This is a genomic window from Streptomyces sp. SID1328, from assembly GCF_009865595.1.
GTDB lineage: Bacteria > Actinomycetota > Actinomycetes > Streptomycetales > Streptomycetaceae > Streptomyces > Streptomyces griseoluteus.
In genome coordinates, this window is the sequence record NZ_WWKH01000065.1 from 1 (window position 1) to 9,603 (window position 9,603).

The 9,603-nt window shown below is 73.5% G+C and carries 10 protein-coding genes, 1 other RNA gene and 2 pseudogenes; 6 read left to right on the forward strand and 7 right to left on the reverse strand.

Translation table 11 applies throughout. The annotated features are described in order from the left end of the window. Both GT030_RS02040 and GT030_RS02045 read right to left on the reverse strand, forming a co-directional pair. On the reverse strand, window positions 1–934 hold a 934-nt coding region (locus tag GT030_RS02040; protein ID WP_346009541.1), incomplete at its 3' end, for a serine hydrolase. Window positions 935–1,062: 128 nt separating this feature from the next. Further along, on the reverse strand, window positions 1,063–1,389 hold the full coding sequence (locus GT030_RS02045; RefSeq protein ID WP_161199535.1) for a nuclear transport factor 2 family protein: 327 nt from the start codon (window positions 1,387–1,389) through the stop codon (window positions 1,063–1,065). Between the two features lie 130 nt (window positions 1,390–1,519). Between GT030_RS02045 and GT030_RS02050 the strand changes: the two genes are divergently transcribed. Next, window positions 1,520–2,065 carry a DoxX family protein gene (locus tag GT030_RS02050; RefSeq protein ID WP_161199536.1) on the forward strand — a complete coding sequence of 182 codons (546 nt, stop codon included), beginning with the start codon at window positions 1,520–1,522 and terminating at the stop codon, window positions 2,063–2,065. Between the two features lie 31 nt (window positions 2,066–2,096). On the opposite strand, the gene rnpB is transcribed toward GT030_RS02050, so the two are convergent. After that, an RNA gene (gene rnpB / locus GT030_RS02055) (RNase P RNA component class A) lies at window positions 2,097–2,497 on the reverse strand. Window positions 2,498–2,593: 96 nt separating this feature from the next. Between rnpB and yaaA the strand changes: the two genes are divergently transcribed. Together yaaA and GT030_RS02065 are read left to right on the forward strand one after the other, a co-directional pair. Continuing rightward, a complete protein-coding gene (gene yaaA, locus GT030_RS02060) occupies window positions 2,594–3,376 on the forward strand; it encodes a peroxide stress protein YaaA (protein ID WP_161199537.1) in 783 nt (260 codons plus the stop codon). Between the two features lie 74 nt (window positions 3,377–3,450). Continuing rightward, window positions 3,451–4,107, forward strand: a complete 657-nt coding sequence (locus tag GT030_RS02065; RefSeq protein WP_161199538.1) for a bifunctional 4-hydroxy-2-oxoglutarate aldolase/2-dehydro-3-deoxy-phosphogluconate aldolase — start codon at window positions 3,451–3,453, stop codon at window positions 4,105–4,107. On the opposite strand, the pseudogene GT030_RS02070 reads toward GT030_RS02065, so the two are convergent. From GT030_RS02070 to GT030_RS02080, 3 genes and pseudogenes are all read right to left on the reverse strand, one after another. Then, window positions 4,079–4,702 (reverse strand): annotated as a pseudogene (locus GT030_RS02070) (histidine phosphatase family protein); the annotation flags it as partial. The gene GT030_RS02065 and the pseudogene GT030_RS02070 sit on opposite strands and share 29 nt — an antisense overlap. Beyond that, window positions 4,692–5,279: pseudogene (locus GT030_RS02075) on the reverse strand (serine/threonine-protein kinase); the annotation flags it as partial. The pseudogenes GT030_RS02070 and GT030_RS02075, both read right to left, overlap by 11 nt. A gap of 192 nt (window positions 5,280–5,471) precedes the next feature. Beyond that, complete coding sequence (locus GT030_RS02080) at window positions 5,472–6,200, reverse strand: VOC family protein (protein ID WP_161199540.1); 729 nt, start codon at window positions 6,198–6,200, stop codon at window positions 5,472–5,474. Between the two features lie 123 nt (window positions 6,201–6,323). On the opposite strand from GT030_RS02080, the gene GT030_RS02085 reads away from it, so the two are divergent. Both GT030_RS02085 and GT030_RS02090 read left to right on the forward strand, forming a co-directional pair. Beyond that, complete coding sequence (locus tag GT030_RS02085; RefSeq protein ID WP_161199541.1) at window positions 6,324–6,971, forward strand: TetR family transcriptional regulator; 648 nt, start codon at window positions 6,324–6,326, stop codon at window positions 6,969–6,971. 102 nt (window positions 6,972–7,073) lie between these two features. Then, window positions 7,074–7,742: a pyridoxal 5'-phosphate synthase gene (locus GT030_RS02090; protein ID WP_161199542.1), complete on the forward strand. Its 669-nt coding sequence runs from the start codon at window positions 7,074–7,076 to the stop codon at window positions 7,740–7,742. Window positions 7,743–7,748: 6 nt separating this feature from the next. On the opposite strand, the gene GT030_RS02095 is transcribed toward GT030_RS02090, so the two are convergent. Continuing rightward, window positions 7,749–8,618 carry a GNAT family N-acetyltransferase gene (locus tag GT030_RS02095; RefSeq protein WP_161199543.1) on the reverse strand — a complete coding sequence of 290 codons (870 nt, stop codon included), beginning with the start codon at window positions 8,616–8,618 and terminating at the stop codon, window positions 7,749–7,751. Window positions 8,619–8,784: 166 nt separating this feature from the next. Between GT030_RS02095 and GT030_RS02100 the strand changes: the two genes are divergently transcribed. Then, the coding region (locus GT030_RS02100; RefSeq protein ID WP_161199544.1) for an NAD(P)/FAD-dependent oxidoreductase at window positions 8,785–9,603 on the forward strand (819 nt) is incomplete at its 3' end.

The window sequence follows — 9,603 nt, forward strand, 5'->3', positions numbered from 1 at the left end:
CCCAGTCGAGGAGGGCCGCGGTCTGCTCGTACACCGCGTTGCTGCCCTCGGCCGGGTGCATCACGGTGACCAGCAGAGTGCGCCCGCCACGGGTGGCGGCGCCGGTGAAGGTGTTGCCCGCGTGGCTGGTGTAGCCGTTCTTGACGCCGAGCAGCCCCGCGTACGGCCGCAGCCCCCACGCGCCGGTGAGCAGGCGGTCGGTGTTCTGGATCTGGAAGGTCTTCTTGCCGCCCGCCGGGAAGTCGGCGGTACGTGTCCCGCAGTGGCGCCGGAAGTCGGCGTTCTTCAGCCCGGCGCGGGCGAACAGCGTGAGGTCGTACGCCGAGGAGATCTGACCCTTGTGGTCGAAGCCGTCCGGGCTGACCACATGGGTGTCGAGGGCGTGCAGGTACTCGGCCCTGGCCTGCATCTCGGCGACCGTGCGGGCGATCCCGCCGTTCATGTGGGCCAGCACGTGCACCGCGTCGTTGCCCGAGCGCAGGAACACGCCCTGCCAGAGCTGCTCGACGGTGTACGTGGTCCCGGCCTGGACGCCGACGAGGCTGGACCCGGACGGTATGTCGGCGAGGTCGGCCTCGGTGACCCGGTACCGCTGCTCGGGGGCGAACTTGGGCAGCACGGTGTCCGCGAACAGCATCTTCAGCGTGGACGCGGGCGCGAGCCGCCGGTGCGCGTTGTACGAGGCGAGCACCTCCCCGGTGTCCCGGTCGGCGACGAGCCACGCCTGCGCGGTGAGCTTCTTCGGCAGCCCGGCCGCCCGTACCTGGACCCCGCCGAGCCCGAGCCGCTCACCGCCCACCCAGCTCGCCCCCGCGGATCTCGCCCCGGCAGATCTTGCCCCGGCGGCGGAGGCGGGGACGGCGGCGGTCAGGGGGACGGCGGCCGCCGCGAGACCGAGAAGGGCACGTCGGCTGAGCGGGGAACATTCACGCACCCGGGGACCGTACACCGGCTCCGAACGGCCCTTACCCGGGGGAGGTGTTTCCCCGGCCAGGACTTTGCACTCTCATGGACGTCCGATGGACCGGTCGTGCGGCAGCCCCCGCCGAGCCCCTTTCCCCCTTATGCGTGGCCTGTCTCGAACCGCGAGATCCGCCCGTCGTCGGCCACGGTGAACGTCCACCGGGTCCGCATCTCGCCCCAGGTGTCGTTGCGGTACCGGGCGACGAGCGCGCGTCCGCCGCGGGACTCGTTGTCGACCTCCAGATGACCGTGGCTGGAGAAGATCTCCTGGTCGATCCAGACGGCGAGGTCGCGGTCGGTGCCGTCGTCGGCCATGGTCGCGCCGGGCGCGAGAAGGGACATGAAGCCTTCGCGGTCATGGGAGTTGACGGCGTGCACGAAGGCCCGTACGGCCGGGTCGCGCAGCTTGGCGGGCTGAATCGTCATGGCGTCAGGCTCACACCGCTCCCCGCGCCCTGCCACCGGACGTACCCCGCCCGCACCACCCGGACGCCCGGTCCGGGAGGCCGGACGGGGTACCCGGTGCGACGGTGGACGCAAGGGAAAGGGAGTCACCATGACCTGTTACGACCGACGCGACGTGGGCCTGCTGCTCCTCCGGCTGAGCACCGGCGGGGTACTGGCCGCGCACGGTGCGCAGAAGCTGTTCGGCTGGTTCGGCGGCCACGGGCTGGTGGGCACCGGCCAGTTCATGGAGTCCGTGGGCTACGCCCCGGGCAAGGCGAGCGCGACGGCGGCGGGGGTCGCGGAGGCGGGCGGCGGCGTCCTGCTGGCCCTCGGCCTGGCGACGCCCCTCGCCGGGGCGTCGGCGGCCGGCGCGATGGCGGGCGCGGCGGCCCTGCACGTCCCCAACGGCTTCTTCGCCCAGGAGGGCGGCTACGAGTACGCGGCGAGTCTCGGCCTGGCATCCGCCGGCCTCGCCGTCACCGGTCCCGGCCGCCTCTCCCTCGACCATCTCCTCGGCCACGTCTTCGACCGAAACTGGATGGTCCCCGCGGCCCTGGGCGTCACAGCGGCGGCCACGGCCCTGGTCATCGGCGCCCGCAACCGCCGGCTGCGGCAAACGGTGATCACTGAGCAGGAAGTGCTGTTCGAGGAGTAGAGCCCCGGGGGGCCTCTCGGGGGGGATACGACAGACGAGTCGGGCTGTACGCCGGGTTCTGTACCGGGGGCCCTCGCGGGCGTCCCGGTGACGGCCATCCATCTAGGGCCGGTGTTGCCACCGGCCTCGTGCGGTCTACCCGCGGACTCGGGCGGGCAGCCCTCGATCGTCCGCGCAGAAACACCGGGGTGTTTCCTTTTGACCTTGCTCCGGGTGGGGTTTACCTAGCTGCCCAGGTCACCCTGAGCACTGGTGGTCTCTTACACCACCGTTTCACCCTTACCCCGCGCCGAGGCGCGAGGCGGTCTGTTCTCTGTGGCACTGTCCCGCGAGTCGCCTCGGGTGGCCGTTAGCCACCACCCTGCCCTGTGGAGCCCGGACGTTCCTCGGGAAGCCCCGTAAGGGACTCCACGCGGCCGTCCGCCCGGCTCGTCTGCCGTGCCGACCATGGTACCGGGCCGGGCGGGCGGCACGGACCGGCGCCCGGGGCCCGTACGCTGGCGCGGAGGCCGAGAGAAGGAGTTGTCCGTGCTGGTCCTGCTGCCCCCGTCGGAGGGTAAGGCGTCCTCGGGCCGGGGTGCCCCGCTGAAGCCCGATTCGCTGTCCCTGCCCGGTCTCGCCGCCGCCCGGCAGGCCGTGCTCGCCGAGCTGGTGGAGCTGTGCGCCGGGGACGAGGAGAAGGCCCGCGAGGTACTGGGACTGAGCGAGGGACTGCGCGGCGAGGTCGCCAAGAACGCCGCTCTGCTCACGGCCGGCGCCCGCCCGGCGGGCGAGATCTACACCGGCGTCCTCTACGACGCCCTCGGCCTGGCCACCCTCGACCCCGCCGCCAAGCGCCGCGCGGCCCGCTCGCTGCTGGTGTTCTCCGGCCTCTGGGGCGCGGTCGGCGTCACCGACCGCATCCCCTCCTACCGCTGCTCGATGGGCGTCAAGCTGCCAGGTCTCGGCGCGCTGGCCGGGCACTGGCGGGCGCCGATGGCCGAGGTGCTGCCCGAGGCGGCAGGGGGCGGGCTCGTACTGGACCTGCGCTCCGCCGCGTACGCCGCCGCCTGGAAGCCCAAGGGCGAGGTCGCGGGGCGCACCGCGACGGTACGGGTGCTGCACGCGCCCACCCGCAAGGTGGTCAGCCACTTCAACAAGGCGACCAAGGGCCGTATCGTCCGCGCGCTGCTCACCGAGGGGGCCGCGCCGAAGGGCCCCGCCGAGCTGGTCGTCGCGCTGCGGGACCTCGGGTACGAGGTGGAGGCGGCGGCGCCGGAGAAGGCCGGGAAGCCATGGGCACTGGATGTGCTGGTGGACGAGGTGCACTGAGCGGTCACCGAGCCTCGTTGCAGCATGTGCAACGTTCGTTGCGCACGCTGCTTCCCCTGGGCACGATGGCGTCCATGACCTCACCCGCGCCCTCCCCCGCCTCCGTACTGGACCTCGCGCCCGTCCTCCCCGTCGTCGTGCTCTCCGACGCCGCCGACGCCGTGCCGCTGGCGCGGGCGCTGGTCGCCGGGGGGCTGCCCGCGATCGAGGTCACGCTGCGCACGCCGGCCGCGCTGGACGGCATCCGGGCCATCGCCGAGGAGGTGCCCGAGGCGGTGGTGGGCGCCGGGACGGTGATCACGCCCGACCAGGTGAGCCGTTGCGTGGCGGCGGGGGCGCGGTTCCTCGTCTCCCCCGGCTGGACCGAGTCGCTGCTCGCCGCGATGCGGGAGTCCGGGGTGCCGTTCCTGCCGGGAGTGTCGACCACCTCGGAGGTGGTGGCGCTGCTGGAGCGCGGGGTGCGCGAGATGAAGTTCTTCCCGGCGCGGGCCGCGGGCGGTACGGCGTATCTGAAGTCCCTCGCCGGGCCGTTGCCCGACGCCCGCTTCTGTCCCACGGGCGGGATCGCGCAGGCGAGTGCGCCGGAGTATCTGGCGCTGCCCAACGTGGGCTGCGTGGGCGGCAGCTGGATGGTCCCGGCGGACGCGGTGGCCGCCGGGGACTGGGCCCGGATCGAGGAGCTGGCGCGGGGTGCGGCCGGGCTCAGGGACGCAAGGGGGACGTGTCGTTGAACAGCCGTACGCTCGCGTTCCCGTCGGCGTAGTACGCCACCGCCGACAGCGAGGCGGCCGACAGCTCCATCCGGAAGAGGGACTCGGGCGGGGCGCCCAGGGCGAGGCGCAGCAGGGTCTTGATGGGCGTGACGTGGGTGACCAGCAGCACCGTACGGCCCGCGTACTCGGTGACCAGCCGGGCGCGGGTCTCCTCGATCCGCTCGGCGGTCTCCGCGAAGCTCTCGCCGCCACCGGTGGGACGCGCCTCCGGGTCGCCGAGCCAGGCGGTCAGGTCGTCGGGGTAGCGCTCGCGGGCCTCCCCGAAGGTCAGCCCCTCCCACGCGCCGAAGTCCGTCTCGCGCAGCCCGTCGTCCACGCGCACGTCCAGCCCCAGCCGGGCGGCGACGATCCCGGCGGTCTCCCGCGTGCGGGCCAGGGGCGAGGCGACGACCGCCTGTACGGTTCCCCGCCGAGCCAGCGCCTCCGCCACCAGCCGCGCCTGCTCCCGCCCCACCTCGGACAGCGCGGGATCACTCCCCCCGCTCCCGGAGAACCGCTTCTGCGGAGTGAGCGGCGTCTCCCCGTGCCTGAGCAGCACGAAGGTCGCTGGCGCCGGTGACGCTGCGGGAGTCCTTGGCCTGCTCGGGCGACATGTAGGCGGGGGTGCCGACCGCGACGTTCGTCATCGTCAGCCGGGTGTTGGACACCCCGGAGGCGATGCCGAAGTCGATGACGCGGGGGCCGTCCTCGACCACCAGCACGTTGGACGGCTTAAGGTCGCGGTGGACCAGGCCCGCGCCGTGGATGGACTGGAGCGCCTCGGCCACGCCCGCCGCGAGCCAGCGCACCGCCTGGGCCGGGAGCGGCCCGCACTCGTTCACTATCTCCTCGAGCGAGGGCGCGGGGACGTACGCGGTGGCCAGCCAGGGCACCGCCGCGCGCGGGTCGGCGTCGACGACCGCGGCCGTGTAGAAGCCGGAGACCGCGCGGGCCGCCTCCACCTCGCGGGTGAAGCGGACCCGGAAGAGCTGGTCCTCGGCCAGCTCCGTGCGGACCGTCTTGATGGCCACCCGCCGCCCCGACGCCGAGCGCGCCAGATAGACCAGCCCCATGCCGCCGGCGCCCAGCCGGCCCAGCACCTCGAACGGCCCGATCCGCCGCGGATCGTGCTGCGTAAGCTGATCCACCACTTGCCTGCCACCTCCCCGTACGAGCCGCGTCTTCCGCCTTTGGACGCGACCGAAGTGCAGCGTCTCACCACCGCACCGCCCTGGCGGCACGCACCCCGATTCTTCCTGGCCGGGCGGCCGGTTGCGAACCCGGTGGCGAATCGGGGTGTCTCGTGCCCTATCCCGTCATTTCACCGCCCCCGCGGCGTCCCGTCACCGGGTCAGCAGCGCGAACGACGCCCCTTGATTGTCCGTGACGACCGCCACCCGTCCGTACGACGCGTCGAAGGGCGGCACCTGGACCCGGCCGCCGAGCCGCCGCACGGTGTCGAGGGCGGCGTCGAGGTCGCCGACGCGGAAGTGCACGAGGAAGTGCGCGGGCATCTCGGCCGGGAAGACGTCGGTGATCAGGGCGCGGCCGAAGTCGGGTTCGGCGCCGGAGCCGAACAGGGCCTCGTGGAAGAGGTCGCCGTAGAAGGTGTTCGCCGCGCGGGGTTCGGGGGTGTACAGCTCGGTCCACACGAAGGCGCCCGGCTCACCGCGGCGCCCGAAGCCGGGGTGGCCGTCGGACTGCCACAGCCCGAACACCGCGCCCTCGGGGTCAGTGACCAGGGCGGCGGCGCCGAGGTCGGCCACGGCGAAGGGGCCGGAGATCAGGCGGCCCCCGGCATCCGTGATTCTCCGGGCCAGGGCGCGGGCGTCCGGGGTGGCGAAGTACACCGTCCAGACGGTGGGCATCCGGCCGTCGGTCTTGGGCGCGAGCGAGGCGACCGGTTCGCCGTCCAGCCGGGCCCAGACGGAGGCGCCGGGGGCGTCCTCGTCGTCGAAGGTCCACCCGAACAGCTCGCCGTAGAACCGCTTGCCCGCCTCGACGTCGGGGAGCTGGGCGTCCGCCCAGCTGGGGGTGCCCTCTCCGTACATCGATGCGCTGTTTTCGGCCATGTCGCCAAAGTAACCGGGACCCGCGCACCCCGCAGGACCAGGGAAAGCTTGCCTTCACCGAGGTCGCACCCCATTTGCAGTCGGCCAAATCGCGCTCCTGCCCCCCGTCGGTAAGCTGACGGCATGACAGGACAAGTGCGTACCGTCGACGGCCGGGTGGCCGGCCGGCGTGGGCAGGCGACCCGGCAGAAGCTGCTCGACTGCCTCAGCGAGATGCTCAGCTCCTCCCCGTACCGAGATGTCAAGGTCATCGATGTCGCGCGGAAGGCGGGCACCTCGCCCGCGACCTTCTACCAGTACTTCCCGGACGTCGAGGGTGCCGTCCTGGAGATCGCCGACTCGATGGCCGCCGAGAGTGCCGAGCTGACCGAGCTGCTGGCGGGCCGGACCTGGACCGGCAAGGCCGGGTGGCAGACCGCGCAGGACCTGGTGGACGGCTTCCTTGACTTCTACCGGCGCCACGACGCGATCCTGCGCGTGGTCGACCTGGCGGCTGCCGAGGGCGACAAGCGGTTCAACAAGCTGCGGATGAGGATCCTCAACGCGGTCTACGGTTCCCTCTCCGAGGCGATCACCGAGCTGAAGTCCAAGGGCCGGGTGGACAAGGACGTGAACCCGGCGGCGATCGCCGGTTCCCTCGTCACCATGCTGTCCTCGGTCGCGGCCCACCAGAAGGGCTTCACCGCCTGGGGCGTGAAGCAGACCGAGATCAAGCCGAACCTGGCCCTGCTGATCTACCTGGGAGTCACCGGCAAGAAGCCCACGAAGTAGCGACCGGCGCTCGCACCGGCCCCAAGTCCTGTCTGGCAGGCGGTGGTCCACCTCGGCGTGGACCACCGCCTGTCGCCGTGTCCGGGGACGGATACTCGGCGCATGGCACACGACGAACTCGACGGACTGCTGCGCTCCCTGAAGGTCTGGTCCCCGGACACCACCGAGCTGCGGCCCTTCGACCCGGACACCGCTCCCCCGACCCCGCTGCCCCTGTTCACCGCCTGGCTGGCCGACGCGGCGCGAGCGGGCCAGCCCGAGCCGCACGCCATGTCCCTGGCGACGGTGGACGAGGAGGGCCGTCCGGACGTGCGCGTCCTGCTGCTGCACGGCGCCGATGCCGACGGCTGGACCTTCGGCACCCACTCCACCAGCCGCAAGGGCCGCGACCTGATCGCCCACCCCTACGCCGCCCTCGCTTTCTACTGGCCCGCGCTGGGCCGCCAGGTCCGCGTCCGCGGCCCGGTCACGGCCGCCCCCGCCGAGGCCGCCCGGGCCGACCTCCAGGCCCGCTCCACCGGCGCCCTCGCCGCCGCCCTCACCGGCCGCCAGAGCGAGGAGCTGGCCTCCCTGGACGACCTGCGCCGGGCCTCCGAGGCCGCCTGGTCCCACGCCCGCGAGCACCCCACCGCCCCGGCCCCCACCTGGACCCTCTACCGCCTCCACCCCCGCTCGGTGGAGTTCTTCCAGGGCGACCCCGACCGCCGTCACGTCCGCCTGGAGTACCGGCGCACGGAGTTCGGCTGGGAGCGGCGGCTGCTGTGGCCGTGAGGGGCGTCAGCCGGCCGGAGCCGCGAACGTCCAGGTGGCGAAGTCCGCGACGGGGCGGTAGCCGAGCCGCTGGTAGAGCCGGTTGGAGACCGGGTTGGCCAGGTCGGTGAAGAGCAGCACCTCGGCCCTCGTCGCCGCCGCCCGCGCACTCACCTCGGCGGTGACCGCGCCCGCGTAGCCGTGGCCGCGCAGGGCGGCAGGGGTGTAGACGGGGGCCACCCGGATCTGCCCGGCGCTCTCCGGCAGGTTCCCGGCGAGGGAGACCGGGGTACCGTCCGGGGTCTCCCAGAGGGTGGCGCCGCCGTGCGCGAGGCGGGAGTCGACCCACTGGGCGGGGTCCTGGCGAATCCGGCCGCCGGTGTCGGCCGCGAACTCCACGTACCAGCGGGCCAGCAGCTCCCGGTCGGCCGCGTCCGCCACTCGGGCGCGGCCCGGCGGGATGCGGTCGGGCGGGGTCAACCCGGCCAGGCGGTAGAGCCGTTGGCGCTCGGACTGCTCGGTGCTCGCCCCGGTGCGCTGCTGCCAGGCGGTGGCGAAGGCGGCCGCGGTCTCCCGCTCGGCCCACACGCCGGGGACCTGGTGGCCCGCTTCCGTGAGCCGGCCGGCCAGCGCGGCCGCGTCCGGCGGGCCGAGCGGGGTGAGCTGGATCGGGTGGGGCGGGGTGTGCAGCAGGGTCGCCCGAACCGGGCCGCCCGCGTCGCGCAGCACGCCGAAGCGAGGCGGCTCGGCGCCGTGGGCGTACGGACCACGGGTGCGCAGCGCCTCGGAGACCGTGAGCGTGACGGTGTGCAGGGCGGGTCTGGAGCGCAGGAAGTCACCTGCGGTGCGCAGGAATTCGTCGAGGTCGTCGGTCAACTGCCAGTCACAGGGCTCCATGTGCACATCCTCGGTCCCGGACATCCCCACACGCGTGGCGATTTCGTTCGCGGCGTGGGCGTTCCGGTGCGGTCTGTCCCCATGCCGTACACAGCCGTGATCAATCCGCAACCGATTCCGGTCTTGACCGAGACCCATCAATCGGGTGGGTGAATACGCTCGCGCTATGGCCGACTCGCGTCCCTCGTTCACGGACCTCTCCGCGACCCCCGCCGACCGTCCCGTCTATGTCGTCGGGGCGGGTCCGGGCGGGCTGGCGGTCGCGTACGCGTTGCGGGCGCGCGGGGTGCGGGCGGTGGTGCTGGAGAAGAGCGACCGAGTGGGGGCGTCCTGGCGGCGGCACTACGACCGGCTCCGGCTGCACACCACCCGGCGGCTGTCGGCGCTGCCGGGCCTCGCGATGCCGCGCAGGTTCGGACGGTGGGTGGCGCGGGACGACGTGGTCCGGTACCTGGAGAAGTACGCGGAGCACCATGAGCTGGAGATCGTCACCGGCGTCGAGGTGTTCCGGGTGGAGAAGGCCGCGGACGGAGCGGGCTGGCTGCTGCACGCCTCCGGCGGCCGCGAGCTGACCGGTGCCGCCGTGGTGGTCGCCACCGGCCACAACCACACCCCGCGCCTGCCGGAGTGGCCCGGCGCCGAGGGCTACGAGGGGGAGCTGCTGCACGCCTCGTCCTACCGGAACCCCAAGCCGTACGAGGGCCGGGACGTGCTGGTGGTCGGGGTCGGCAACACCGGGGCGGAGATCGCCGTGGACCTCGTGGCGGGCGGTGCCTCGCGGGTGCGGCTGGCGGTACGGACGGCGCCGCACATCGTGCGCCGCTCCACGGCCGGCTGGGCGGCCCAGTACACCGGGATCGTGGTGCGGCGGCTGCCGGTGCGGCTGGTGGACCGGCTCGCCCGGCCCCTGGCCCGCCTCAGCACCCCGGACCTCTCCGCGCACGGGCTGCCGCGTCCGGAGGCCGGGCTGTACAGCAGGGTCCGG